At 40.8% G+C, this 25,073-nt stretch carries 22 protein-coding genes and 5 tRNA genes; 9 read left to right on the forward strand and 18 right to left on the reverse strand.

The window, feature by feature from the left end:
• Positions 1-33: 33 nt before the first annotated feature.
• From P3J6_RS15400 to pspA, 5 genes are all read right to left on the reverse strand, one after another.
• Positions 34-1,059 carry a TIGR01620 family protein gene (locus P3J6_RS15400; RefSeq protein WP_198523485.1) on the reverse strand — a complete coding sequence of 342 codons (1,026 nt, stop codon included), beginning with the start codon at positions 1,057-1,059 and terminating at the stop codon, positions 34-36.
• On the reverse strand, positions 1,056-2,474 hold the full coding sequence (locus P3J6_RS15405) for a YcjX family protein (protein ID WP_198523486.1): 1,419 nt from the start codon (positions 2,472-2,474) through the stop codon (positions 1,056-1,058). The genes P3J6_RS15400 and P3J6_RS15405 overlap by 4 nt, the downstream gene beginning before the upstream one ends.
• 63 nt (positions 2,475-2,537) lie before the next feature.
• The gene (gene pspC / locus P3J6_RS15410; protein ID WP_198523487.1) at positions 2,538-2,939 is read right to left on the reverse strand and encodes an envelope stress response membrane protein PspC; all 402 of its coding nucleotides are present in this window, start codon (positions 2,937-2,939) and stop codon (positions 2,538-2,540) included.
• A complete protein-coding gene (pspB, locus tag P3J6_RS15415) occupies positions 2,936-3,169 on the reverse strand; it encodes an envelope stress response membrane protein PspB (protein WP_178956358.1) in 234 nt (77 codons plus the stop codon). Before pspB ends, pspC begins: the two co-directional genes overlap by 4 nt.
• A gap of 63 nt (positions 3,170-3,232) precedes the next feature.
• Positions 3,233-3,892: a phage shock protein PspA gene (pspA, locus tag P3J6_RS15420; protein WP_010388087.1), complete on the reverse strand. Its 660-nt coding sequence runs from the start codon at positions 3,890-3,892 to the stop codon at positions 3,233-3,235.
• A 186-nt stretch (positions 3,893-4,078) separates the two neighbouring features.
• Here pspA and pspF point away from each other — a divergent pair, with 186 nt between their 5' ends.
• The 6 genes from pspF to P3J6_RS15450 are packed head-to-tail and all read left to right on the forward strand — an operon-like array spanning position 4,079 to position 10,433.
• On the forward strand, positions 4,079-5,143 hold the full coding sequence (gene pspF, locus P3J6_RS15425; protein ID WP_010388085.1) for a phage shock protein operon transcriptional activator: 1,065 nt from the start codon (positions 4,079-4,081) through the stop codon (positions 5,141-5,143).
• Between the two features lie 14 nt (positions 5,144-5,157).
• Complete coding sequence (locus tag P3J6_RS15430; RefSeq protein ID WP_198523488.1) at positions 5,158-6,765, forward strand: ABC transporter substrate-binding protein; 1,608 nt, start codon at positions 5,158-5,160, stop codon at positions 6,763-6,765.
• Complete coding sequence (locus P3J6_RS15435; RefSeq protein ID WP_198523489.1) at positions 6,765-7,799, forward strand: ABC transporter permease; 1,035 nt, start codon at positions 6,765-6,767, stop codon at positions 7,797-7,799. Before P3J6_RS15430 ends, P3J6_RS15435 begins: the two co-directional genes overlap by 1 nt.
• On the forward strand, positions 7,786-8,679 hold the full coding sequence (locus tag P3J6_RS15440; protein ID WP_010388079.1) for an ABC transporter permease subunit: 894 nt from the start codon (positions 7,786-7,788) through the stop codon (positions 8,677-8,679). The genes P3J6_RS15435 and P3J6_RS15440 overlap by 14 nt, the downstream gene beginning before the upstream one ends.
• A complete protein-coding gene (locus P3J6_RS15445) occupies positions 8,680-9,672 on the forward strand; it encodes a peptide ABC transporter ATP-binding protein (protein ID WP_010388077.1) in 993 nt (330 codons plus the stop codon).
• Positions 9,672-10,433: an ATP-binding cassette domain-containing protein gene (locus tag P3J6_RS15450; protein WP_054202403.1), complete on the forward strand. Its 762-nt coding sequence runs from the start codon at positions 9,672-9,674 to the stop codon at positions 10,431-10,433. Before P3J6_RS15445 ends, P3J6_RS15450 begins: the two co-directional genes overlap by 1 nt.
• Before the next feature lie 55 nt (positions 10,434-10,488).
• Here the strand turns inward: P3J6_RS15450 and P3J6_RS15455 are convergent, their stop codons facing one another.
• The 11 genes from P3J6_RS15455 to P3J6_RS15505 all read right to left on the reverse strand — a co-directional run bounded on the left by P3J6_RS15455 (position 10,489) and on the right by P3J6_RS15505 (position 19,943).
• Entirely contained in the window at positions 10,489-12,390 is a 1,902-nt protein-coding gene (locus P3J6_RS15455; RefSeq protein WP_198523490.1) for a SurA N-terminal domain-containing protein, read from the reverse strand.
• A gap of 173 nt (positions 12,391-12,563) precedes the next feature.
• Positions 12,564-12,863, reverse strand: a complete 300-nt coding sequence (locus P3J6_RS15460) for an HU family DNA-binding protein (RefSeq protein WP_256872136.1) — start codon at positions 12,861-12,863, stop codon at positions 12,564-12,566.
• A 183-nt stretch (positions 12,864-13,046) separates the two neighbouring features.
• Complete coding sequence (lon, locus tag P3J6_RS15465; protein WP_198523491.1) at positions 13,047-15,407, reverse strand: endopeptidase La; 2,361 nt, start codon at positions 15,405-15,407, stop codon at positions 13,047-13,049.
• Between the two features lie 149 nt (positions 15,408-15,556).
• Positions 15,557-16,840, reverse strand: coding sequence for an ATP-dependent protease ATP-binding subunit ClpX (gene clpX / locus P3J6_RS15470; protein ID WP_010388064.1), 1,284 nt, complete (start codon positions 16,838-16,840; stop codon positions 15,557-15,559).
• 131 nt (positions 16,841-16,971) lie between these two features.
• Complete coding sequence (clpP, locus tag P3J6_RS15475; RefSeq protein ID WP_008111041.1) at positions 16,972-17,589, reverse strand: ATP-dependent Clp endopeptidase proteolytic subunit ClpP; 618 nt, start codon at positions 17,587-17,589, stop codon at positions 16,972-16,974.
• A gap of 159 nt (positions 17,590-17,748) precedes the next feature.
• A complete protein-coding gene (gene tig / locus P3J6_RS15480; RefSeq protein ID WP_138605062.1) occupies positions 17,749-19,053 on the reverse strand; it encodes a trigger factor in 1,305 nt (434 codons plus the stop codon).
• Positions 19,054-19,406: 353 nt separating this feature from the next.
• Positions 19,407-19,483 (reverse strand) — tRNA-Pro (locus P3J6_RS15485).
• A 56-nt stretch (positions 19,484-19,539) separates the two neighbouring features.
• A tRNA-Pro gene (locus P3J6_RS15490) sits at positions 19,540-19,616 on the reverse strand.
• Positions 19,617-19,634: 18 nt separating this feature from the next.
• Positions 19,635-19,710, reverse strand: a tRNA-His gene (locus P3J6_RS15495).
• A 24-nt stretch (positions 19,711-19,734) separates the two neighbouring features.
• Positions 19,735-19,811, reverse strand: a tRNA-Arg gene (locus P3J6_RS15500).
• 55 nt (positions 19,812-19,866) lie between these two features.
• Positions 19,867-19,943 (reverse strand) — tRNA-Pro (locus P3J6_RS15505).
• 348 nt (positions 19,944-20,291) lie between these two features.
• Between P3J6_RS15505 and folD the strand changes: the two genes are divergently transcribed.
• The gene (folD, locus tag P3J6_RS15510) at positions 20,292-21,146 is read left to right on the forward strand and encodes a bifunctional methylenetetrahydrofolate dehydrogenase/methenyltetrahydrofolate cyclohydrolase FolD (protein WP_198523492.1); all 855 of its coding nucleotides are present in this window, start codon (positions 20,292-20,294) and stop codon (positions 21,144-21,146) included.
• Between the two features lie 31 nt (positions 21,147-21,177).
• Here folD and P3J6_RS15515 read toward each other — a convergent pair whose 3' ends face one another.
• A complete protein-coding gene (locus tag P3J6_RS15515) occupies positions 21,178-22,074 on the reverse strand; it encodes an EamA family transporter (protein ID WP_198523493.1) in 897 nt (298 codons plus the stop codon).
• 163 nt (positions 22,075-22,237) lie between these two features.
• A complete protein-coding gene (gene cysS / locus P3J6_RS15520; RefSeq protein WP_198523494.1) occupies positions 22,238-23,617 on the reverse strand; it encodes a cysteine--tRNA ligase in 1,380 nt (459 codons plus the stop codon).
• Between the two features lie 154 nt (positions 23,618-23,771).
• Here cysS and P3J6_RS15525 point away from each other — a divergent pair, with 154 nt between their 5' ends.
• Together P3J6_RS15525 and P3J6_RS15530 are read left to right on the forward strand one after the other, a co-directional pair.
• Complete coding sequence (locus tag P3J6_RS15525; protein WP_008111051.1) at positions 23,772-24,263, forward strand: peptidylprolyl isomerase; 492 nt, start codon at positions 23,772-23,774, stop codon at positions 24,261-24,263.
• A 68-nt stretch (positions 24,264-24,331) separates the two neighbouring features.
• Positions 24,332-25,066 carry a UDP-2,3-diacylglucosamine diphosphatase gene (locus P3J6_RS15530; RefSeq protein WP_198523495.1) on the forward strand — a complete coding sequence of 245 codons (735 nt, stop codon included), beginning with the start codon at positions 24,332-24,334 and terminating at the stop codon, positions 25,064-25,066.
• Positions 25,067-25,073: the final 7 nt, after the last annotated feature.

Below are 25,073 nucleotides of genomic sequence, written 5' to 3' on the forward strand. Positions count from 1 at the left end.
AAGCTGTACACAAATATTGCCAACGAAGTCTCACTACTTAGTTTCAGCTCCCTTACGGCTCATAATTTTACTCGCAATCCCTTGGACTGTGCCTTTTAACAAGCTACGCTTGTTTTCAAGACGCGGTAAGGGTCGGCTTAATTCCATAGCTTTGTAACCAATACGCGCTGTAAATATACCGGCACTAACACCTTGTGCAGCTCGCCCTGAAAGCTTGCCTAATAATTCAGCACTGAGTGCCGTGGCAGCTAAATCAGAAACGAGCTCTGCACTACCTACAAACATTACTTGCTTAATAAGCATGCGGTAAAGTTTAATGCGGCTGGCATAACCAAAGCCAATGCCATATATTCGGCCTATTTGCTCTATTAATTTAGTGCCACGCCACAGCACAGCCATCATATCCACCAGCGCAATTGGGCTTAGAGCAACTAATAAAGCTGACTCTGTTGCAAAACGGTTTATTAACTTTTTAGCTTGATTGTCTTGCGTTATCAGTAAGCTATTCGCGTACAGAGACATTATTTCTTTGTCACTGTGGTGCGTAGCGACCTGATTTTTAAAGTTTTCGAAATTATCTAATTGCTGATGTTTATTAAGCTTTTCAAGCCAAGGTATCGCCCCGCCTACCTGCTCACTATTGAGCAAACGGTTAGCTTCATGGCGGTGTAGCTGATTACGCTTTAAGCTGCGTAACATTCTATATTCACGCCACAATAAACGCGATATCAGTAGTACACCGGTTATTACAGCGGTTAAGTACACCCCACCTAAAATAACCGACTGCTGAAACGCCAATACAATTGAAAATGCGAACTCAAGTAATATTAAAACAATAAAGCTCAGTGCAAATAGGCCTTTAAGGGTTTGCCACTTAGACTTTTTATATACAGGCTCAATATCGATTTCAGGTTCAATTAGATCGTCGCTATCTTTGCTAAGCTGCTCACTTTGTCCCTGCTCTACTAATTTAGCCGCTAATAAATCTGGTTCATTTTGCTCAATATTTTGGGCATTAATACGACGCCCAGCTTGAAATTGGTGTGTTGACTCACTCATGTTAACTTATCTCCTAACAAGTACTGCATCACATGGTCTAAGCGAATGTGCTTAAGCTGTTGATCTGGGCTTGGCATAGGTGCAAATGATAAAAACTCAAACCCATGTGCTGGCCACTCACTTTTATTAAGCATTCTGCTCGGCGGCTGAGGAGGCAGGTAAGTTAGCCACTGTTGTTCATTCAATGGCTTGCCATAGATACAGTCGAGTGTTTGCCCTTTATCAACCACTTGGCGGGGCACAGTGGCAGCAATTGATGACATCGCCAATGTTTCTATTTTAACCCCATCAAATTTTAAGTGATTACTTTGCTCTTTAACTAACGAATCGAGTAACAATGCAAGATCTTTGTGATGCTTCGCACTGATGTGATCGGACTTATTAGCAGCAAATAATATTTTATCTATATTAGGTTTAAACAAGCGTTTAAAAAAACCGGAATCACCATAGCTAAAGTGTGACAATAACTGATTGATCACTCGACTTTGCTCAGCCAACGTTTCATAACCTTCATTTAATGCACTCAGTACATCTACCAAGACGATTTGACGGTCAAAATGGCGAAAATGCTCATTATAAAAAGGTTTAACGACTTCTTTTACGTAAGCATCAAAACGTTTAATTAAATGCGCTAAGTTAGAACCCGCTACTACATCGTCACTTATTTTTTTAGGACTAATTGGAAAAAATAGTAATAATGGTGCACCTTGCAAGTCACCCGGCATTAACATACGCCCTGGCTGTAACATGGCAAGCTTAGTGTCTTTTTTTAGCCCTACCAACATGGTTTGATAACATCGTGCAATATCAGCCAGTGCGTTTTCATCTACCGGTGCATCTAAATCAATCAGCTCTATGGATTGCAAAAATTCAGCTGAGCTTTGGTTACGTGGCGTTTGGCTTAGCAATGGATATTGTTGCTCGCACCATTGCTTAAAGCTTTGCGCGAGCATAGGTAGGTCAAGCAACCACTCACCAGGATAGTCAATAATATCTAAATACAGCGTCGATTGTGGTGAGAAATGACCGCGCAGACCCGCGTTGCTTTGATATTTAATCGCCAAACGTAAAGTATTAATTCGCTCGGTAGAAGCGGGCCATGCAGGGTCGCCTTCACTTGGTAGTAAAGCACTTATTGCACGGTTGTAATCAAAAGTGGGAACATTTAATGCCTCTTGCGGCACAATTTTAGTAGCAATGTGGCGGTGTTCACGCATTACATCGAAAAAAGGTAAGTTGTTGTCATTCGCCTGAGAGGTTAAATGCTTAACTAACGCGCTAATAAACGCCGTTTTACCACTGCCGCTCAGCCCTGTTACGGCAAGTTTAACGTGTTGATCTAAACTACGGTGCAGGGCTTTTTGTGCTTTGCCTTTAACGCTTTTAAAGGTCTTTTTTGCAAATGATTGGCTCATAAAGTGTTTTGCACCTTAGTTGCCGTCATTGATCACGCTGCAAACAAGGTGCTTATTAATCCTTTAAAGTTTATTAATTTCACGGCTGACCGTAAACTCGCTTGAAGTAACGTAGCGTTCCATGTTTTGAAGGCGGCTATCTACACGGGTCAATCGCTCTTTTAAGTCTTGAAGCGCACGACGCGGTGGCTCGCCTTTTTGCCATACTTTAAATTTTACTTCTAGCGGATCACCGCCATAGGTTGATTGTGTTTTATTTACATTACTGGGTTGTTTTTTATCTAAAATAAACCACGCTGCAATATACGCTACCACAAATAATGGGCCACCGGTTAGTAGTACAGCACTAACAAAAATAATGCGAACTAACCATAACTCCATATTAAAGTAGTCACTTAATCCCGCACATACACCGGCAATTTTACCGCGTTGTGGGTCTCTTAATAATTCGCGTTTGGTGTTCATACTTTTTGTCTCCACTGTGGTGACTCTTGATCAAGTAAAGCTTCTAATGTCTCGATTCTATCAGTCATTTTTTCAGCTTTTTGAGCAAGTTCCAATAACTGGTGATGCTCATGCTCGCTTAACCCTTGGCTTACCTGCTTTTTGCTTCGGTAGTGTAAAATTAACCACAATGGCGCAACAAAAATCATAAACATAACAAATGGTACAATTATTACGTCTGAATCAAACATAATCCTCTCCTAACTATCCGTATTCAATGTTGATGTCAGGGGCACAAGGCCCCTGTTTTATATTTATTTATTCGAGAGTTTCTTTTTAAGTTCAGCTAACTCGTCGTCAATTTTTTCATTCTTTTGTAAATCAGCAATTTCATCTGCTAACGTTTGTTTACCCAAATCATAAGACTCTATTTGAGATTCTAGCCCATCAATTTTGGTTTCGTAACGTTCAAAACGATTAAGTGCATCATCTACTTTAGAACTATCAAGTGCTTTTTTAACCTCAAGGCGCGACTCAGCCGAGCGTTGACGTAAAATAATCGCTTTTTGACGTGCTTTAGCGTCCGCTAGTTTCTCTTGTAGCGTAGTCACTTCTTGCTGTAGTTTCTCGATATGAGATTCTACATGATCAAGTTCACTTTCTACTGCAGCGACTGCATCGGCTGATTTTTGCTTTTCAAGTAAAGCTGAGCGAGCTAAATCATCACGATCTTTGCTCAGTGCTAATTCGGCTTTGTCTTGCCAATCGCTTACTTGAGCTTTTAGTGTATCTACGCGACGTACTAATTCTTTTTTCTCAGCAAGGGTTTTTGCTGACGTAGAGCGTACCTCTACTAGTGTATCTTCCATCTCTTGGATAATAAGACGAACCATTTTTTCAGGATCTTCTGCTTTATCTAAAATGGCATTGATATTAGAATTAACAATGTCTGCAAAACGTGAAAAAATTCCCATAACATATACCTCTATTATTTAATCTAAATGTGTCTGCTATTATTAGTATCAATATGCTTGCCAACTTTTATATTTTTAAAATACCATTTATTTTCAATATGTTAAATGTAAATTACAAATTACTTTTGTTATCCTCCATAATGAAATACACTAACTGTTAGTAAAAATGACTAAGAGTTAGGAAATATGAGTCAATATCGCCAACAGGACAATTTACTTGGCCAATCAGACAGCTTTTTATCGGTGCTTGATCAGGTTTCGCAACTGGCTAACCTAGATAAACCCGTACTTATTATTGGTGAACGTGGTACCGGTAAAGAGCTAATTGCAGCACGTTTACACTTTTTATCCAAACGCTGGGATCAAAGTTACGTCAAGCTTAACTGTGCGGCATTGAACGAAAACCTGCTCGAGAGTGAATTATTTGGTCATGAAAGTGGCGCTTTCACAGGCGCAAGTAAACGCCATGAAGGCCGCTTTGAGCGCGCCAATAGTGGTACCTTGTTCTTAGATGAGTTAGCAAATACCTCTGCCATGGTGCAAGAAAAGCTATTAAGAGTGATTGAGTATGGTGAGTTTGAACGTGTTGGCGGCAAGCAAACCGTTAAAGTAGACACTCGCTTAGTCTGTGCAACCAATGAAGACTTACCCCATTTAGCACAACAAGGTGAATTTAGAAGTGATTTACTCGATAGACTCGCGTTTGATGTGATCACCTTACCGCCACTGCGTGAACGTCAAGATGACATTATGTTGCTGGCTGAACAGTTTGCGATGAACATGGCACGAGACCTTGAGTGGGAGCTATTTAGTGGTTTCACCCGCAGTGCACAAGAAAGTTTACTCAGTTATGAGTGGCCGGGTAATGTCCGTGAACTTAAAAATGTGGTAGAACGAAGTCTGTATCGCCACGGCAATGAACATATTCCTGTACATAAAATTATTTTAGACCCATTCGAAAGTCGCTTTAGACCTAAAGCCCGCATAAAACATGCACAAGCACCTGCTATAATACAATCTGAACCGACTACTCATGCACAGCCTATAGAAGCGCCTGTAGCATTGAGTTCAAGTACCAAAGAACCTGAGTTTCCATGCGACTTAAAAACGCTCTCTAATGAATTTGAAATTACATTGATAAAAAAAGCATTAGAACATAGCCAATTTAATCAAAAGAAGACTGCAGAAGTACTTGGTTTAACGTATCATCAACTACGTGGTTATTTGAAAAAATACAATTTGCTAGAATAGTAGAGGTTGTGCGGGTGCATAAATTATTACTTGCTTTAATATCATTGAGCTTAGTAGGTTGCATTGATAGTAAAGAAGAAATCTTAGAAGAAAAAAACCATGGCCTCGTTTATTGCGCCGAGGCTAATCCTGTGTCGTTTAACCCACAAGTCACAACCACAGGATCAACTATCGATATTATTGCTAACCAGTTATACGACCGGTTAATTAGTATTGACCCCGTGACCGCCGAATTTAAGAGTGAACTTGCCACTGATTGGAAGATCAGTAAAGACGGTAAATCGGTTACCTTCACTTTGCGCAAAGGAGTTAAGTTTCATACCACCTCTTATTTCACTCCTAGCCGTGAATTTAACGCTGATGATGTAATATTTACTTTTAGTCGATTATTCGACGTTTATAATCCTTATCACTTTATTGGCGATGCTAATTACCCTTACTTTCAAAGTGTGGGGATTGACCAGCTAATTCGTAAAATTGTTAGAGTCTCTGATCATCAAGTCCGATTTGAGTTATTTAATGCCGAGAGCAGCTTTTTAGCTAATATGGCGACCGATTTTGCTGTCGTGCTCTCTAAAGAATATGCCATGGCGCTCAAAGCTAATAATCAAGAAAACCTATTTGATCAATACCCGATTGGCACAGGCCCCTATATTTATAAAGAGTACCGACGCGATCATTTAGTGCGCTTTTATAAAAACGCTGATTATTGGAAGCATGAGGTTGCCCTTGAGCAATTGGTGTACGACATTACCCCAAATGGTACCACCCGTATTGCTAAAATATTGACCAAAGAGTGTGATGTAACCGCACACCCGAGTAGTGCCCAATTAAGTATTTTAGCGCAGCGTGATGATATTAACGTTGAAAGAGAAACTAACTTAAATATTGGTTACTGGGCATTTAATACCGAGCGTCCACCGTTTGATAACTTAAAAGTACGTCAAGCATTGGTTCATGCCATTGATATAGATAAAATAATGCAAGCGGTATATTACGGGAATGGACTGCGTGCACAATCTATTCTTCCGCCTACGTCATGGGCATTTGAACTACAAAAAAACATGCCTATTTTTGACCCACAGTTAGCGAAAAAATTATTAACTGAAGCTGGTTTTCCAAAAGGCTTTGATATGAGCATTTGGGCTATGCCGGTAAGCCGTATTTATAACCCCAATGCCCGCAAAATGGCTGAGCTAATGCAAAGTGATTTACGCAAAATTGGCGTTAATGTAAATATTGTAGAATATGAATGGAACACCTTTATTCAACGCATTGGAGAACATCGCCACGACAGTGTGTTATTAGGTTGGGCAGCTGATACGCCTGATCCCGATAACTTTTTTAGCCCATTATTAAGTTGTACTGCGACATTCAGCGGCAAAAACCCCGCAAACTGGTGTAATCCTGAATTTGATTTACTGCTAACCAAAGCGTTAGACACCACAGATTTAAATTTACGTAAACAATATTATGACGCAGCACAGAGTATGATCATCAAACAATTGCCTCTACTGCCAATTGCCCACGGCATGCGTTTTCAAGCAAGTAGTGCAGATGTTGAGGGCATTACCTTAGGGCCATTCGGTGCTATTTCGTTGGCTAACGCGAGGAAAAAATAATGATCTTAGATTATATTTTACGCCGCCTCGGACTGTTATTTTTTATGGTGTTACTACTCAGTATTTTTACCTTTTCGTTGAGTTACTTATTTCCCGGCGATCCACTCAGTAATTTAAGCGGCATACCAGATACTAACTTCACCCAAAATGCGCAGTTAGAAGAAAAGTACTTGTTTAACAGTAACTACTTTATGCAGTACATCGCCTTTGTGGGACGAATTTTACAAGGGGACTGGGGAATGTCATTCGCCTCGGGGGGCAGTGTTTTCGCCCATGTGATTGATTTAATCCCTGCAACGTTAGAGCTAAGTATTTACGCGTTATTTATTTCGGTGGTAGTGGGTGTGCCTGTCGGTATTTTAGCGTCGGCATATAATAAACAATGGCCTGATAAATTTATTAGCTCTACAGCGATGATTGGCTATTCTATGCCGATTTTTTGGCTGGCATTATTATTAATCATGATTTTTTCGCTCCAACTTGGCTGGTTTCCCATGTCGGGGCGAGTGAGCTTGTTGTATGAGATACCCGCGAGCACAGGATTTATTTTACTTGATATTTTACTCGCTGATTTTCCTTACAATGGTTTGGCCATGTTAGATGCGCTGCATCACCTTACTTTACCTACTATTGTACTTGCGATGTATCCAACCACGGTATTAGTGCGCTTTACTCGCGAATCGATGTTAAAAGTGATGGATCAAAACTTCATTAAAACAGCTCGCGCCAAAGGGCTTACTCGTGGGCAGCTTATTATTCATCACGCCCTAAGAAATGCCTTACTACCGGTTATAAAACAAATAGGTTTGCAGTTTAGTACCTTGATTACCTTAGCGATGATCACTGAAGTTATTTTTTCGTGGCCTGGGATCGGTCGCTGGTTAATAGACAGTATTTATCAACGTGATTATCCCGCCATACAAGGTGGGTTAATGGCCGTCTCTTTATTTATTATTATTGCCACAATTATGGCCGAACTGACCTACACCCTACTCGATCCTCTGTCTCGGAACCAAGCGCATGGCAAAGTTTAACTTATTTTCAGAAGATTCAAATAAATCGCCATTAGCGAGACTCTGGCGAAAGTTTAAAAATAACCACCCTGCACTGGTTGGTTTATGGGTGTTTATTGCCTTTAGCCTGTTAGCGGCTACTGCGCCTTTTCTTGCGCCTTATGGGGTAAATCAACAGCACAGTGATGCACTATTACTGCCTCCCTCGTGGAATGAAATGGGCGATGTGCGGTTTATACTTGGCACCGATGATTTAGGCCGAGATGTGCTGTCTCGTTTAATGAATGGCGCCACATATACGTTCGGGTTATCGGTTGTGGCTGCACTGATCACCACTGTTATTGGTGTGTTGGTAGGTACCTTTGCAGGGATCAGTAAAGGCATACGTTCTAGTTTTTTGAACCACTTACTGGATGTAACGCTGTCAATTCCCTCATTGTTACTGGCCATCATTATTATTGCCATACTCGGCCCTGGATTAATGAATACCGTATGGGCAATTATTTTGGCCTTATTACCCCAGTTTATTCATTCAATTAGAAACCTGATAGTCGACGAACTTGGCAAAGATTATGTTACAGCCTACCGCTTAGATGGCGCCTCTAAATGGCATATTTTATCACGCGGGATTTTTCCTAATGTGTATGAGTATATTGTGGTTATTTTTACGATGGCGCTTTCTACTGCTATTTTAGATATTGCGGCGTTAGGGTTTTTAAAACTGGGTGCACAGCCGCCGACTACTGAATGGGGCGCAATTTTAGCAGAGAACTTAGGACTTATATATTTAGCACCTTGGACGGTAGCATTGCCGGGCGTGCTGTTATTTTTAGCGGTTCTTTCAACAAACTTAGTGGGCGATGGACTTCGCAAAGTTTTACAAGCGCGTAAGGCCGATTAGATGCAGTTACTAGATATTCGAAATTTAACCATTGAACTTCAAACTTCCGAAACCGCCATTCGTGCTGTTGATCGCGTAAGCTTTAGTTTAAAAGAAGGTGAAGTACACGCTTTAGTGGGCGAATCAGGCTCTGGCAAAAGCTTAATTGCAAAAGCCATTGTCGGCGTGCTTAATGAGCGTTGGGTGATAACCGCAGATAGAATGCATTGGCGTGGTGTTGACTTAATGCGCTTAACACCAGAGCAACGCCGTAAAACGGTTAGCCAAGACATTGCGATGATTTACCAAGACCCCAGTCGCTGTCTAGATCCTACTGCTAAAATATTTAACCAAATCGCTGAAACACTGCCTGAAGTGGCTGCTAAAGGATTTTTCTTAAAACGCAACCGAGAGCGTAAAGACCGCGTTAAAGCCTTAATACATAAAGTAGGTATTAAAAATCATGAAGCGGTGCTTGATAGTTACCCGCATGAGCTCTCTGAGGGCGTATGCCAAAAGGTCATGATAGCCATGGCGATTGCCCGCACACCTAAGTTATTAATTGCAGATGAGCCAACAACCGCACTAGAAAGCACCACCCGAGCACAGGTGTTTAGGTTATTAAAAAGTTTAAATCAGCTAAAGAACATGTCTATTTTGATGATCTCTCATGAGCTGGAAGAAATTGTTAATTGGTCGCATGGTATTCATGTGTTGTACTGCGGTCAAATGGTTGAAGCAGGTCCAACACACCGTATTTTTAGCCAACCTCGTCATCCGTATACGCAGGCTTTACTAAAAAGCCTGCCCGATTATGAGCATGGTTTAGCCCATAAAGAACCCTTTTATGCGCTTAAAGGCACTATTCCAACATTACAACATTTACCGATTGGTTGTCGACTCGGTCCACGTTGCCCACAAGCACAAAAAGAATGTGTGGTTGCGCCTAAACTTTCAAAGCATCATGGTCATAGCTACGCCTGTCACTTCCCGCTGATCAAGGAAATAAAATAATGCAGCCACTGTTAAAAGTTCAAGCCTTATCAAAAACCTTTAACATGCGAGCGGGTCTATTTAGCCGTAAAAAGTTTGATGTTTTAAAAAACATCTCATTTTGCATTGGTAAAGGTGAAACAATTGCCATTATTGGTGAAACAGGCTCAGGAAAAAGTACCCTGGCTAAATTATTAGTGGGTGCATACAGTGCCGATAGCGGGCAGATATTATTGGAGAATAACACTATAGAAAACAATGGTAATCGTGATGCGCAGTGTCGTTATATCCGAATGATTTTTCAAGACTCCGCCACCTCATTGAACCCAGCAGTGACCATTGCTGAAATGCTCGATGATTGCCTAAAATTCAATACTGATTTTGATAAAACTCAACGTAGTGAAAAAATTGGCAGTACGCTGCTTAAAGTGGGTCTACTGGTCGATCATCAGCAATACTATCCGCATATGTTTAGTGTGGGGCAATTACAGCGTGTAGCGCTCGCTCGCGCGCTTATATTAGATCCTAAGGTTGTTGTACTCGATGAGGCACTTTCATCGCTTGACCCTTCTGTAAGAGCGCAAATAGTAAACCTATTACTTAAACTACAGCTTGAAACTGGATTAACCTATATTTTGATCACCCATCATTTAAGTTTAGTGCGCCATATTAGCGACCAGTTAGTGGTACTCAATAAAGGTGAAATAGTTGAATACGGCGCTACAGAAACTATTTTTCAAAACCCGCAGTCAAAGGTTACCCAGCGCTTATTGAGTTGTTAATGTCTAAACAAACAAAAAAGGCGCCAATTGGCGCCTTTTTTAATTTAGCTATTACTTATTCAGCTGCTTGAGCTGCTTTTGGTACATTAAGCTCTGCTTGTTGCTTAAGCGATTCAATGAATACCGTATAGTTTTTCTGCGCTTGCGCCATAGTAATGTTTTGCTTCATTTGTGGCTCAATGTTGTCACTCACTGGTGCATCATTTACCGCTTTAAGCGCAACAATCGCTGCATCGCCATTATTTAAGTTAACCATATCATATACAGCCGCATCACTAGGATGTGCCATTTTGAATACTTGGGTAACAATAGCAGGTGAAACAGCAAAGCTTTCACGAGTTAGTTGCGACTCTTGACGAACGTTTAGTGATTGCTCAGCAGCCACATCGTTTAAGCTCTTGCCCTCTTTTACTTGTGCAAATAACGTGCGTGCTTTTTCTTTTGCAAGGTCTGACGCTTTTTCATTTACTAAGCGTGTTTTAATTTGCTCACTTACTTCGCTTAATGCTTTCGTTGCCGCAGGTTGGTGCTCATTTACACGCACTACAATCACGTGCTCATTGCCAAGCTCAATCACTTCTGAATTCACTTTATCTTCAAGTAATTCAACTGATGATAACGCAGTGATTACCGCCGGATTATTAAGCGGCTCAGGAAGTGCGCTAAGCGCAAGCAAAGAAGTAGATTGTACTTCTACACCCGCCACCTCAGCAGCATCGTCTAAGCGATCAGAAATCTCAAAGGCTAATGCCCCCATTTCTGTTTGCTTCTCGTAAAACGCATCTACTTTTTCAGCTTGCTCAAGTTCAGCTCGTAAGTCAGCTTTAACTTCATCAAATGGTTTAACTTGTTGAGTTTGTAGATCAGTCAGTTTGATGATGTGATAACCAAACTCAGAGGCAACAACGTCAGAGTAATCACCTTTGTTTTGCAATGCGAACGCTGCATCTTCAAATGCTGGTTCCATAACATCACGTTCAATCCACTCTAAATCGCCACCCATTTCTGCACTAACAATGTCATCTGACGATGTCTCTGCTAGCTCAGCAAAATCAGCACCAGCGTTAAGCTGGGCAAGTAACGACTCAGCTTTCGCTTTAGCCGCATCATCATCTTCGCTATTGTCGATTAGAATATGCGACACACGACGCTTTTCTGGTTCAACATATTGCGCTTTACTCTGCTCGTAATATGCTTTTACATCGTCTTCGCTTACCGATGCAACATCAATATCATCTGCATTTAGTTCGATGTAATTAACTGAAATTAATTCAGGTGATAAAAATTGGCCTGCGTTTAATTCATAGTAATCCGCAACTTCTTGCTCTGTAACTTCAACATCAGCCTGCATTGCTTGTTTATCAATTACTAGGTAATCAATACTACGGGTTTGTTGTTGCAGTGCAATGGCTGATTTAAGCTCATTTGGCAGTGCAAAGTCAGTACCCGCAACAGCAGATACTAATTGGCTACGCGTCATATCATCACGCAGGTATTCACGAAATGCGTCAGGTTGAAAGTTCATTTGACGAATAACTTGTAAATAACGGTCGTTATTAAACTTGTCGCCAATTTTAAAATAAGGTAGCTCTAAGATTGTTTTACGAACGCTTTCATCACTTACGCGCAAACCAAGCTCAGCAGCTAACTGGCTTTGTAATTCTTGTTGTACTAAACGGTCAATCACGCCTTGACGGATTTGAGCCATATAAGTTGGATCAGCTGCTATTTGGGTAAAGTACTCACCAAATTGTTGTTCTAAGCGGCTACGTTCATTTTGGAACGCACGGCTAAATTCTGTTTGGCTAATTTTAATTCCATTTACTTCAGCAACGGGTTGTTCTGTGGTTTGACCTAAGTAACTACCGATCCCAGCTAAGGCAAAAGATAAAATCACCGCGCCTAAAATGACTTTGGCTACCGGCCCTTGCGAACCTTCTCTGATTTTCTCAAGCATTTGTTTATCTCTTTTCTGAGCAAGGTATTTTCTACCTTGTCATATGTAAAAAAAGCGTATCTTACCAGATACGCTTTTTCACTTGAAGTAACTGGCGGTGAAGTAACTTAATTTATCGATTGCAATAATTAAGCGTATCTTTACTCGCCATAACTAAATTGTTTACACAATGATTAGTTTACTGCGTCTTTAAGCGCTTTACCGGCTTTGAAAGCTGGGATGTTAGCTGCAGCAATTTGAATCGTTTCACCAGTTTGTGGGTTACGACCTGCACGAGCAGCACGCTCACGTACAGAGAAAGTACCAAAACCAACAAGTGCAACTGAGTCGCCATCTTTTAGCGCGCCAGATACAGATTCGATGAATGAATCTAGTGCACGACCTGCAGCCGCTTTAGAAATGTCAGCATCAGCTGCGATTTGATCGATTAATTGAGATTTATTCACAATATCATCCTCTTTCATTGTTGTTATCAAGAGCGATTGTTTTTTAAACTAACATCACTGTTTTGAAATTTTTGAGCAATTTTTTTAAAGCTCATATGATTATATTTTTCTTAAGCCTAGGCCCTGCAAGGGCTAGGCTTGAAAACCAGTGCTTAACTTATCATACCGTTTAGATTTGAAAAGCCCCTAAAAGCACTTTTTTTGGCTTTTTTACTGCTTTTTTGGTGTTTCGACTGAAAAACTATCAACTGGATGCACTAAAGCAAGCTTTAATACTTCGTCAATCCACGTAACTGGGTGAATCTCAAGACCCGCCAATACGTTATCAGGTATCTCTTTTAAGTCACGTTCGTTAATTTTAGGGATCACCACCGTTTTAATACCACCACGGTGAGCCGCTAATAATTTCTCTTTTAAACCACCAATAGGCAGTACTTCACCACGCAGGGTAATCTCACCCGTCATGGCCACATCAGAGCGCACTGGATTACCCGTTAGGCTTGAAACCAAACAAGTAACCATTGCGATACCCGCACTTGGACCATCTTTAGGAGTTGCGCCCTCAGGTACATGCACGTGAATATCACGTTTTTCATAAAAGTCGCTATTAATACGTAGCTCATCAGCACGATTACGCACAACAGTCATTGCCGCTTGAATCGACTCTTGCATTACATCGCCTAACGAGCCGGTGTAAGTCAATTTGCCTTTACCTGGTACTGCAGCACATTCAATCGTTAGTAAGTCTCCGCCTACTTCTGTCCATGCTAGGCCAGTTACTTGGCCAATACGGTCGCCATCTTCTGCTTTACCGTAATCAAAGCGTTGCACACCTAAGTACTCTTCAAGATTATCTGCATCGATAGTGACCGTTTTGGTGTCTTTTTCCATTAAGATATTTTTAACCGCTTTACGGCATAATTTAGACACTTCACGCTCTAAGTTACGAACGCCCGCTTCACGCGTGTAATATCGAATAATACCGATAATGGCACTGTCAGCAATTTCAACTTCTTTCTCTTTTAAGCCATTACGCTTAACTTGCTTTGGAATTAAATGTTCTTTAGCTATATTTAATTTTTCATCTTCGGTATAACCGGCTAAACGAATAACTTCCATACGGTCCAATAAAGGCCCAGGAATATTAAAGCTATTAGAGGTAGCAACAAACATTACATCAGATAAGTCGTAATCGACTTCTAAGTAATGATCAGCAAAATGGCTGTTTTGCTCAGGATCAAGTACTTCAAGTAATGCTGATGCAGGGTCTCCACGCATATCCGCTGACATTTTATCAATTTCATCTAACAAGAATAACGGGTTTTTAACGCCCACTTTAGTCATGTTTTGAATCAATTTACCAGGCATAGAGCCAATATAAGTACGACGGTGACCACGTATCTCAGCTTCATCACGTACACCACCCAGTGCCATACGAATGTACTTACGGCCAGTTGAACGCGCAATAGATTGCCCAAGAGAGGTTTTACCTACCCCTGGCGGCCCAACTAAACACAAAATAGGCCCTTTAAGCTTATTAGTACGCTGCTGTACCGCGAGGTATTCAATAATACGCTCTTTAACTTTATCAAGCCCGTAGTGATCGCTATCTAGTATTTTTTGCGCGCCTGCTAAATCTTTTTTCACTTTAGAGCGTTTTTTCCACGGTACGTTGATTAGCGTATCTATGTATGAGCGAACAACACTAGCTTCTGCCGACATCGGCGACATCATTTTAAGTTTGTTAAACTCTACCGTGGCTTTTTCTTTCGCTTCGTTAGGCATACCTGACTCTTCGATGCGTTTTTTTAGCGCTTCGAATTCATCTGGCACATCGTCAATTTCGCCAAGCTCTTTTTGAATCGCTTTCATTTGCTCATTGAGGTAGTACTCACGCTGCGATTTTTCCATCTGCTTTTTAACGCGGGTACGAATTTTTTTCTCAACTTGCAATAAGTCTATTTCACCTTCCATCAACGCCATTAAGTACTCTAAGCGCTCCGTAACGCTTGATATTTCAAGTACCTTTTGTTTTTCAGGCACTTTTAATGGCATATGCGCAGCCATGGTATCAGCAAGACGCGCGGGCTCATCAATACCAGAGACCGAGGTCATCACTTCAGGTGGGATTTTTTTATTTAATTTTACGTAGCCTTCAAACTGGCTTAATGCACTGCGAATAAAAATATCTTGTTCTTGTTCATTCACTGAATCAGATTCAATAAACTGAGCATTGGCAACAAAGAAGTCTTCGTTATCAACAAACTCTTCGATATTTGCACGCTGTGTGCCTTCAACTAATACTTTTACTGTACCATCGGGTAGCTTTAATAATTGAAGTACAGTCGCAATTGTCCCTACACGATAAATATCGTCTTTCTCAGGCTCGTCTACAGTTGCATCTTTTTGTGCAACTAAGAAAATTTGTTTGTCTTTATCCATTGCCGCTTCAAGGCATTTTATTGATTTTTCACGGCCTACAAAAAGCGGGATCACCATGTGTGGATACACCACTACATCGCGCAGTGCTAGCACAGGGATTTCGACTCGATCGTTTCTCTCAAGCGTCATTGTATTTTCTCTTTGCACTTCATTTATTTAAAGATTACTCAAGTATATGGGGATAACCTAATTAAAGTTCAACAATTTTTGCCAACTCGATTAAATTAATTATAAAAAAAGGAGCCATTGGCTCCTTTTTTTTACAACTTGCTCAGAATTTAATCTGCTGCGGCTTGTTCTTGATTACTGCTGTCATAAATCAAGATTGGGTCAGACTCACCTTTAATAACGGTTTCATCAACAACCACTTTACTTACGTTATCAATTGAAGGCAGCTCATACATAGTATCAAGCAATACACCTTCTACGATTGAACGCAGGCCACGTGCACCTGTTTTACGCTCCATTGCTTTATGAGCAATAGCACGTAGTGCATCATCACGAAACTCAAGCTCAACGTCTTCCATCCCAAACAATACTGAAAATTGCTTAGTAATAGCGTTTTTAGGCTCACTTAAAATTTGTACCAGTGCAGCTTCATCAAGTTCAGTCAATGTAGCAACAACAGGTAAACGGCCAATAAACTCTGGAATTAAACCATATTTTACTAAATCTTCTGGCTCAACATCTTTAAATGTTTCACTTAAAGAGCGGCTCGCTGCCGACTCTTTAACGTTAACGCCAAAACCAATGCCAGTATTTTTGTGGCTACGCTGTTCAATAACTTTATCAAGACCAGCAAATGCACCACCACAAATAAACAGAATTTTAGAAGTGTCTACTTGCAGGAACTCTTGCTGTGGATGTTTACGTCCACCTTGTGGCGGAACAGAAGCAACGGTACCTTCAATCAATTTCAGTAAGGCTTGTTGTACACCTTCACCTGATACATCACGGGTGATTGATGGGTTATCTGATTTACGTGAAATTTTGTCAATTTCATCAATGTAAACAATACCACGTTGTGCTTTTTCTACATCGTAGTCACATTTTTGTAAAAGCTTTTGAATGATGTTTTCAACATCTTCACCCACATAACCGGCTTCGGTTAACGTGGTGGCATCGGCCATTGTAAACGGCACATCTAGCAAACGTGCTAACGTTTCAGCTAGTAGTGTTTTACCACTCCCCGTTGGACCAATTAATAAAATATTACTTTTACCTAGTTCAACGTCTTGTTTAGTTGATTGGTTGCGTAAACGCTTGTAGTGATTGTAAACCGCTACAGACAACACTTTTTTCGCATGCTCTTGGCCAATTACGTAGTCGTCTAAGTGGTTACGAATTTCTTTTGGCACAGGTAATTTGTCAGCGGCATCATGCTTAGGCGCGATGTCTTTAATTTCTTCCCTGATAATATCATTACACAGCTCTACACATTCATCACAAACGTATACTGAAGGTCCTGCAATTAATTTTCGAACTTCATGCTGGCTTTTGCCGCAAAAAGAGCAGTATAACAATTTATTACTTTTGTCGCCGTCTGTAGGAGTGTCAGACATTCAGCTACCTCATTTTATTACGTTGGCCACCAAAGTCTTGGTGGCTATTTTAATACGCTTTAACTATACCAAAATTTAGGCTTTTTCGCATAGTAACTCTCATTAGCAAGCATTACTGCTTGCAGGCATACTTACTTGCTACCGCGATTAGTAAATACTGAGTCAACAATACCGTAATCTACAGCTTGGCTTGCACTCATAAAGTTATCACGGTCTGTATCACGTGAAACAACATCAAGCGGTTGGCCAGTATGCTCAGCCATTAAGCGATTTAATTTGTCTTTAATAGACAGGATTTCTTTCGCGTGTATTTCAAAATCAGATGCTTGACCTTGGAATCCACCTAATGGTTGGTGAATCATTACACGTGAATTAGGTAAACAAAAACGTTTACCCTTAGCACCACCAGATAGTAAAAACGCCCCCATGCTAGCCGCTTGGCCCACACAAATAGTACTTACATCAGGTTTAATGAAATTCATTGTATCGTAAATAGCCATTCCCGCAGTGACCGAGCCACCCGGTGAATTGATATATAAGAAGATATCTTTATCTGGGTTCTCTGATTCTAAGAAAAGCATTTGCGCTAAAATCAGATTTGCCATGTTGTCTTCAACTTGGCCCGTTAAAAAGATAATACGCTCTTTTAATAGTCTCGAATAAATATCAAACGAGCGCTCGCCTTTAGCTGTTTGCTCAACAACCATTGGTACTAATGCGTTTAGGGGATCTGTCATACCAGTGTTCATACTTATTTAATTCCTTATGCGCTTATACTTATTCTAAGAAAAGCATAATGATCATTTTTAGCTAATTAAGAACCACAAACTAAAATGGCCCGGGCACACTGCATAAACAGAGTAACACGAGCCATTTAATCGTTAGCGAGCGCTTAAGTCAATGACTTATTATGCACCTTGCTGTGGATTCATGATGTCATCAAATGCTTTTTCAACATCAGTCACAGTTGCTTTAGCTAAAATAGCTTCAACAGCTTGCTCTTCCATTGCTACATTACGCATTTGTTGCATTAGTTGATCATTTGCTTTGTAGTATTCTACTACTTCAGTTGGATCTTCGTATGCAGATGCTACAGTAGCGATAAGTGCTTCAACTTTAGCGTCATCAACTTTGATGTCGTTTGCTTTGATCACTTCGCCTAATAATAGGCCAGTTTTAACTCGTGTAACTGCTTGCTCATGGAACAATTCAGCTGGAAGCTCAGGCATATTTTGACCGTTACCACCAAAACGTTGAGCAGCTTGCTCACGTAAAGCGTCAACTTCTTGGTCGATTAATGCTTTAGGCACTTCAACTTCGTTTTGCTCTAAAAGACCTTTGATTGCTTGATCTTTTACGTTAGCTTTAACCGCTTGGTCTAGCTCACGTGTCATGTTCTTTTTAACTTCTTCTTTAAGCGCGTCTACGCCGCCTTCGGCAACACCGAATTTAGTTGCAAACTCATCGCTTAATTCAGGTAATTCTTGCGCTTCAACTTTTTTCACTGTGATAGTGAATTGAGCCGCTTTACCTTTTAAGTTTTCAGCGTGGTAATCTTCAGGGAAGTTTACGTCAGCAACAACTTCTTCGCCTGCTTTTTTGCCTACGATGTTGTCTTCAAAACCTGGGATCATACGACCTTGGCCAAGTTCTAATGGGAAATCTTCAGCTTTACCGCCTTCGAATTCTTCACCATCGATAGTACCAACGAAATCAACCGTTACACGGTCGTTTGCGCCAGCAGCTGCATCAACGTCAGCCCAAGAAGCGTGTTGCTTACGAAGTGTCTCTAGCATGTTTGCTAAATCTTCGTCAGTTACTTCTACCGCTGGTTTTTCAACAGCAATTTTCTCTAAACCTTGAACTTCAACTTCAGGGTAAACTTCAAATGTTGCTGAGAATTCTAAATCTTTACCTGCTTCAAGTGCTTTTGGTGCAAATGTAGGTGCGCCAGCAGGGTTAATTTTTTCAGCAACAATTGCTTCAATGTAATTACGTTGCATTACTTCGCCAGCAACTTCTTGACGAACAGCTGGTCCGAAACGCTTGTTGATTACTGATACTGGTACTTTACCAGCACGGAAACCGTCGATACGCTGCGTTTTTGACAGTTGTTGTAAGCGTTTTTTTACTTCGGTCTCAACGTTCTCTGCAGGAACGGTGATGGTCAGACGGCGCTCAAGGCCTTGAGTCGTCTCAACAGAAACTTGCATGATTTACCTCAATATTCAATTTTGGCGACTTTTCGCCTTCATTACAAACAAAGTAATCTATAGGCGTCTTGATAAAATTCAAGCCTTAGAGCTTAAAAAAATCCGTCGCTACCAGGAGATACCATTGCTGCTCTGCCCTAAGGGCACTATATTTTTAAACAAATAGACGCGGCATTATAACCTAATATTCATGATAGTCGAGTGTGGGGGGCAATTATTTGGGGTAGTTAAAGGCAGATAACGACTAAGCGAATAAAAAACAGGCTAATTAAACTGTATAGAATGAATAGGAGAAAAAAAATAGAGTTATTTAAGATAAAATAGAGATTCAGAATATGTGACTTAAGGGGAAATGGTCGGCGATGCAGGATTTGAACCTGCGACCCCTTGGACCCAAACCAAGTGCGCTACCAAACTGCGCTAATCGCCGATATAGATATTTTCTCGAATACTTAAACTTAGGATTTAAGACCACCTATAAGGAAGTGGTCGGCGATGCAGGATTTGAACCTGCGACCCCTTGGACCCAAACCAAGTGCGCTACCAAACTGCGCTAATCGCCGATATTCTTTTTTTTAAATTGGGGTGACTGATGGGGCTCGAACCCACGACAACCGGAATCACAATCCGGGGCTCTACCAACTGAGCTACAATCACCACGGTATTACAGTGTTTTCAAAATGGCGCACCCAGAAGGATTCGAACCTTCGACCGACGCCTTAGAAGGGCGTTGCTCTATCCAGCTGAGCTATGGGCGCATCGAAAACTTCATAGTTCACTAGTAAGTTAAATTGTTATGAGCAAACATAAAAATGGTCGGCGATGCAGGATTTGAACCTGCGACCCCTTGGACCCAAACCAAGTGCGCTACCAAACTGCGCTAATCGCCGATACTTACTATTGTCTGCGAGTGACCTCGTTGACAACGGGGTGCATAATAGTGATTTGACCGGGTTAGGTCAAACGTTTTTTTAAGAAAACAAATCAATTGCTCATTTTTAGTTCATAATGGTCAAATATTACGATACAGGGATAAAATTTAAACTCTTTTTTATAATTCGGGGGCTTATAATTTAAAAGCAACTTGGCGCTCAACCGCTTTTCTGCGAAAATAGCCACCATATTAAAAAATGAGTAAGGTGAAGGTCTTTTTCTTTATCGGCATTTTAACCCCTATATATGCATTCGTTTTTTAAATGTATCGGTATCAAGTTAATTAACCTAATTAAAGGTCACCCATGACGGCAAACATCATTGATGGTAAAGCAGTAGCAAAACAAGTACGTAGCGCAGTGGCTGAACGAGTTTCAGAACGTGTTGCACAAAACCTTAGAGCCCCAGGATTAGCTGTGGTGCTTGTTGGACAAGACCCAGCCAGCCAAGTTTACGTTGGTTCAAAACGTAAAGCCTGTGAAGAAGTTGGTTTTATTTCTAAATCATTTGATTTGCCCGCAGACACAACAGATCAAGCGCTATTAGCATTAATTGATGAATTGAATGTTGATGGCGAAGTTGACGGTATTTTAGTGCAACTTCCTTTACCTGCAGGCTTAGACGCAGAAAAAATTCTTGAGCGTATTACCCCGCATAAAGATGTTGATGGCTTTCACCCTTATAACATTGGTCGTTTAGCGCAGCGTATGCCAGCCCTTCGCCCATGTACACCAAAGGGTATTATCACCTTATTAGATTCAACTGGCGTGCGTTACAAAGGCATGCACGCAGTGGTAGTGGGTGCCTCTAACATTGTGGGTCGCCCTATGTCACTTGAACTGTTGTTAGCTGGCTGTACTACTACTGTTTGTCATAAGTTCACACAAGATTTAGAAACCCATGTTCGCCGTGCTGACTTATTGGTTGTTGCCGTAGGCAAACCAGAGTTTATTCCGGGTGACTGGATAAAAGAAGGCGCGATTGTTATTGATGTAGGTATTAACCGTTTAGACAACGGTAAGTTAGTGGGTGACGTTGAATACACCGCTGCAGAACAAAAAGCTGACTTTATTACCCCTGTACCTGGCGGCGTAGGCCCGATGACAGTTGCTAGCTTAATTGAAAATACGTTAGAAGCGTGTGAGAAATATCACAGCTAATAAATAAAAAATAAAGTAATGCAAAGCCCGCTTAATTGCGGGCTTTTTGTGTCATCATTCTTCGTTTTATTAAGTCCAAGCCTTGTGGCAAAACCGAAAACACAATCATTAATAACATAATCGCGTACTGCCAATTTGCATACTGCTCGTTAATTAATATTCCTGCACATAAAATACCGGCAATTGGGTTGGCTATAGTGCCAAAAGTAAACTCAACTACTGACATTCGCCCTAATAACCAAACATATAGGATGTAAGCCAAAGCAGTATTAGGGACCACCAACCAAAATAACGCCAGCCATTGCGTGGTATTTATTGATGCAGTTAAAAATTGATACTGCTGAGGGGCAAAATAAAAAGCTTGAACCATAGCCGCAATTGCTAGCAAACTACCACCAATGATTAGCTGCCACGTGAGTACCGTCCACCAGTGCACTTTAGCCGTTACTTTTTTTACCAGCGTACTGCCTATCACAATAGTTAATAACGCCCCTATCAGCGCCAAACCCCCCAAAACATTAAGTGCTACATGTTGTGGATCAAATAAGCGCCATGCTAAAACCACTAAAGCAAGCGCACAAAAACCTTGCACCAGCGCTGGCTGTTGTCGCTTTACAAGCCATGCATATAATAATGCAACCACAGGGACAGATACCATTCCCACGCCTGCGATAGCTGCTGGTAGGTTAATTGCCATTACAAAAATAAAGCTAAAAAATAACGCAATATTAATTGCGCCGATCAGAAAAATGCCTGGCCATTGTTTAGCCGTTGGCCAAGAGGGTTTAAATAACAACAATAATAAACCAGCAGGAAGTGCACGTATGGCCCCTAATAAGATTGGCGGCCACTCTGGGGTTGCGTATTTAGTTACCGCATAAGTCGTTCCCCATAAAAAAGCAGGGATCATGGCAAGTAAAATATTCATTAATTTTCCATTTTTAAATTGATGAATGCGAGTTTAAAACCTCAACCATAATTGAGGTCAACAATATCAATTTTATTAAAAGCATAATCAATTTAATGCAATTGATATAACAAAAAAGGGTTACCCAATGGCAACCCTTTTTTTGGTGATCCGCGTGTTGTAGCTAAGCTTTACGCCACGTTGTTTTTCCCGCTGAATCTTCAAGTATCACACCCAGTGCATTTAAAGCATCGCGAGCTTCATCAGCTGCAGCCCAATTTTTACTGGCACGTGCGTCATTACGTTTTACAATCAATGCCTCAATTTCAGCCACTTCATCATCGTTTTGACCGCCTTGTAAAAATGCCTCAGGTGCTTGTTGAGCAATACCAAGTATTTCACCTAAGCTGCGTAGAATAAAGGCTAAATGTCCTGCTTTTTCGCTATCACTTTCTTTTACTCGGTTTAGCTCTTTAGCAACTTCAAACACAACCGGTAATGCTTCTGGCGAATTAAAGTCATCATTCATAGCTTTTCTAAACTTAGCTACATACTCATTACCCTCAAGCTCACATTCAACTGGCTCAACACCACGTAATGCCGTGTAAATACGCTCAAGTGATGAACGTGCTTGGTCTAAGTTTTCTTGCGAGTAATTAAGTTGACTACGGTAATGGCCAGAAATTAAAAAGTAACGAACCGACTCAGCATCGTATTGCTTTAATACTTCACGAACGGTAAAAAAGTTATCTAATGATTTAGACATCTTTTCTTTGTTCACTTGAACCATACCGGTATGGATCCAAGTATTAACGTATTGGCCGTTGTTAGCACAGCATGATTGCGCGATTTCGTTTTCGTGGTGCGGAAACTGTAGGTCTGAACCACCACCATGAATATCAAAGTGCTCTCCTAAGTGCTTTGAACTCATCGCTGAACATTCTATATGCCACCCAGGGCGCCCCTCTCCCCAAGGTGAAGACCACGATGGCTCCCCTGCTTTAGCTTTTTTCCATAAAACAAAATCAAGAGGATCGTCTTTATCTTGCGCTACTTCCACACGTGACCCCAATTGCAGCATAGTTAAATCTTGCTGCGAAAGTGCTCCGTATTGCTCAAAGGTTGATACATCAAATAAAACGTCGCCATCGGCTGCAACATAAGCATGGCCTTTGGCAATCAAACGCTCAACCATAGCAATAATTTCATCCATGTGACCTGTAACCGTTGGCTCTACATCAGGACGTAGCATATTTAAGCTGTCAAAGTCTTCATGCATGGCTTTAGTCATACGCACGGTTAAGTCGTTAATCGCCTCACCGTTTTCATTTGCGCGCTTAATAATTTTATCATCAACATCGGTAATATTACGTACGTACTTTAAGTCATAACCTAAATGACGAAGATAGCGAACAATCACATCAAAACCCACAAATGTGCGTGCATGGCCAATGTGACAGTAATCGTAAATGGTGATACCACACACATACATGTCGATTTTTCCATCGACCATAGGTTTAAATTGTTCTTTTTGGCGTGTCAGTGTGTTGTATATTTGTACCATTTAGTTGCTTTCCTTCACGATTAACAGAAAAGCTATGTTACCACTTGCTAAGCATGGGCTCTAGCGGTTTATAACAAACATAACATCTACTTTGTTAATCTGAGTCAACTACGATAAAATAGCACCAATATTTAAACCAGCTATAGGAAACCTCATGGTTGTTCTACACACAAACTTTGGTGATATCACCATTAAAATGCACGAAAGCGAAGCTCCAAATACAGTAAAAAACTTTTTAGAGTATGCAAACTCAGGTTTTTATAACGGCACTATTTTTCACCGTGTAATTGATGGTTTTATGGTTCAAGGCGGTGGTTTTGCATCGGGTATGGAACAAAAAGAAGTAAACGATCCAATTGAAAATGAAGCTAACAACGGCCTATCTAACAAAGTAGGTACTTTAGCAATGGCGCGTACGCCTGATCCACACTCAGCTACAGCGCAATTTTTCATTAACGTGAATAACAACGACTTTTTAAACCACAGCAGCGAAACGTCGCAAGGCTGGGGTTACTGTGTGTTTGCTGAAGTAGTAGAAGGCATGGACGTAGTAAATAAAATCAAAGGTGTTGCTACAGGTAGCAATGGCTTTCACCAAGATGTACCACTTGAAGATGTGGTAATTGAAAGTGTAACTGTAAGCTAAAACCCCCTTTATTCTTCAAAGAATACATAAAGCGGGTATTCACCCGCTTTTATTTAACTGGAATCACCATGACTCGCCAAACCTACTTTATTGCAGATTTACATTTGAGTGAAAATCGCCCTGATATTACAGCGGCATTTTTTAAATTTTTACACTCCCATATTGTTCCTCAAAAAGTAGACGCCCTATATATTTTAGGTGATTTTTTTGAAGTCTGGGTTGGTGACGATTATGTTAGCGAACTATCAGCAGCAGTGGCCAAACAATTAAAAGCAGTTAATAACTCGGGCATACCTATTTATTTTGTACACGGTAATCGCGATTTTATCATGCGCACAAAATATGCAAACATGGCAGGAATGACTCTACTCGATGAGCAAACAGTGATCGACCTTTACGGCACACCCACGGTAATTTTACATGGTGATGAAATGTGTACTCAAGATATTGAATATCAAAAGTTTCGTCAAAAAAGTCGTGGTTGGTGGTGGCCCAAATTAATGCTTGCTATGCCATTATGGTATCGAAAAAAAATAGCCCGCGATGCGCGTGAAAAAAGTAAACTTAGCCAAGCAGACAAACCTATAGAAATACTGGATGTAGTGCAAAGCGCGGTACTCGAAACCTTTGCTAAGCATAACGTGGCTAATATGATCCACGGCCATACTCACCGCCCTAATGTACATACCTATGAAGTTAATAACCAAATCCTAACTCGCACAGTGTTAGGCGATTGGTATACTCAAGGTTCATATTTAGTGGTTACCCCCGAATCACAACAATTAATTTCAACACCTTTATAATGTTCCT

This window comes from Pseudoalteromonas sp. 3J6 (genome assembly GCF_903995135.1).
In the GTDB taxonomy this organism is placed as follows: domain Bacteria; phylum Pseudomonadota; class Gammaproteobacteria; order Enterobacterales; family Alteromonadaceae; genus Pseudoalteromonas.

Excerpts from the sequence above, each read along its gene's own strand:
- P3J6_RS15400 (WP_198523485.1), bottom strand. The coding sequence starts at position 1,059 with ATGAGTGAGTCAACACACCAATTTCAAGCTGGGCGTCGTATTAATGCC.
- P3J6_RS15405 (WP_198523486.1), bottom strand. The coding sequence starts at position 2,474 with ATGAGCCAATCATTTGCAAAAAAGACCTTTAAAAGCGTTAAAGGCAAA.
- pspC (WP_198523487.1), bottom strand. The coding sequence starts at position 2,939 with ATGAACACCAAACGCGAATTATTAAGAGACCCACAACGCGGTAAAATT.
- pspB (WP_178956358.1), bottom strand. The coding sequence starts at position 3,169 with ATGTTTGATTCAGACGTAATAATTGTACCATTTGTTATGTTTATGATT.
- pspA (WP_010388087.1), bottom strand. The coding sequence starts at position 3,892 with ATGGGAATTTTTTCACGTTTTGCAGACATTGTTAATTCTAATATCAAT.
- pspF (WP_010388085.1), top strand. The coding sequence starts at position 4,079 with ATGAGTCAATATCGCCAACAGGACAATTTACTTGGCCAATCAGACAGC.
- P3J6_RS15435 (WP_198523489.1), top strand. The coding sequence starts at position 6,765 with ATGATCTTAGATTATATTTTACGCCGCCTCGGACTGTTATTTTTTATG.
- P3J6_RS15440 (WP_010388079.1), top strand. The coding sequence starts at position 7,786 with ATGGCAAAGTTTAACTTATTTTCAGAAGATTCAAATAAATCGCCATTA.
- P3J6_RS15445 (WP_010388077.1), top strand. The coding sequence starts at position 8,680 with ATGCAGTTACTAGATATTCGAAATTTAACCATTGAACTTCAAACTTCC.
- P3J6_RS15450 (WP_054202403.1), top strand. The coding sequence starts at position 9,672 with ATGCAGCCACTGTTAAAAGTTCAAGCCTTATCAAAAACCTTTAACATG.
- P3J6_RS15455 (WP_198523490.1), bottom strand. The coding sequence starts at position 12,390 with ATGCTTGAGAAAATCAGAGAAGGTTCGCAAGGGCCGGTAGCCAAAGTC.
- lon (WP_198523491.1), bottom strand. The coding sequence starts at position 15,407 with ATGACGCTTGAGAGAAACGATCGAGTCGAAATCCCTGTGCTAGCACTG.
- clpX (WP_010388064.1), bottom strand. The coding sequence starts at position 16,840 with ATGTCTGACACTCCTACAGACGGCGACAAAAGTAATAAATTGTTATAC.
- clpP (WP_008111041.1), bottom strand. The coding sequence starts at position 17,589 with ATGAACACTGGTATGACAGATCCCCTAAACGCATTAGTACCAATGGTT.
- tig (WP_138605062.1), bottom strand. The coding sequence starts at position 19,053 with ATGCAAGTTTCTGTTGAGACGACTCAAGGCCTTGAGCGCCGTCTGACC.
- folD (WP_198523492.1), top strand. The coding sequence starts at position 20,292 with ATGACGGCAAACATCATTGATGGTAAAGCAGTAGCAAAACAAGTACGT.
- P3J6_RS15515 (WP_198523493.1), bottom strand. The coding sequence starts at position 22,074 with ATGAATATTTTACTTGCCATGATCCCTGCTTTTTTATGGGGAACGACT.
- cysS (WP_198523494.1), bottom strand. The coding sequence starts at position 23,617 with ATGGTACAAATATACAACACACTGACACGCCAAAAAGAACAATTTAAA.
- P3J6_RS15525 (WP_008111051.1), top strand. The coding sequence starts at position 23,772 with ATGGTTGTTCTACACACAAACTTTGGTGATATCACCATTAAAATGCAC.
- P3J6_RS15530 (WP_198523495.1), top strand. The coding sequence starts at position 24,332 with ATGACTCGCCAAACCTACTTTATTGCAGATTTACATTTGAGTGAAAAT.